Origin of the sequence: Methylobacterium sp. J-001 (assembly GCF_022829565.1) — a bacterium.
GTDB lineage: Bacteria > Pseudomonadota > Alphaproteobacteria > Rhizobiales > Beijerinckiaceae > Methylobacterium.
This window is the reverse complement of sequence record NZ_JAKSYN010000158.1, coordinates 1-775: the sequence shown is the minus strand read 5'-3', so window position 1 is coordinate 775 and position 775 is coordinate 1. Positions and strand designations below refer to the sequence as shown.

At 63.1% G+C, this 775-nt stretch carries 1 pseudogene; it reads right to left on the bottom strand.

Annotated features, from left to right (window positions below):
* Positions 1 to 38 precede the first annotated feature (38 nt).
* Positions 39 to 743 (bottom strand): annotated as a pseudogene (locus tag MKK65_RS19950) (IS3 family transposase); the annotation flags it as partial.
* Positions 744 to 775 lie beyond the last annotated feature (32 nt).

Genomic DNA, 775 nt, shown 5'->3' with positions numbered 1-775 from the left:
TGACCTGACCGGTATTTTGGACCGGGCCAGTTGCGAGATTACTGCATGGTAGCGGCCATGGGTAGGCGGAAGGCCAGATCGGGGTAGCTGACGGGCGCGGGCGGCCGATAGCCTAGCGACGAATGCGGTCGGATGCAGTTGTACGTGGTTTGCCATAGACCGATGACGATCTGCGCCTCCTTCAGCGAGTAGAAGATTTCCTGGCGTAGGCACTCGTCCCGAAGTTTGCCGTTGAAGCTCTCACAGTACCCGTTCTCCCACGGCGATCCTGGCGCGATGTACTGGATCTGTGGCCCTGTCTTGGCGACCCACTTGCGCAGCGCCTTTGAGATCATCTCAGGGCCATTGTCGCAGCGGATGTGCTCGGGGATGCCGTGCAGGCACATGGCATCGGCCAGCGCCTGAATCACGCCGACGCTGTTGATACGCCGTGCCACCTTCAGCGCCAGGCACGCCCGGCTATGCTCGTCGATCAGCGTGAGGATGCGTAGGCTTCGGCCGTCGTGGGTCTGAGCCTGCACGAAGTCGAAGCTCCACACATGGTTGCGGTGGAGCGGTCGTAGCCGCACGAATGAGCCGTCGTTCAGCCATAAGCGGCTGCGGGGTCTCTGTCTGCTAGGGACGTTGAGCCCCTCGCGACGCCAGATGCGCTGAACCCGGTCCTTGCCCACTTGCCAGCCGGCTGCCTGCAGCAGCGCGGTGACGCGGCGGTATCTGTTGCGCCCGTACTTGGAAGCCAGAGCGAAGCGGGAGCGGGGCAGCTATGCCATGTCTG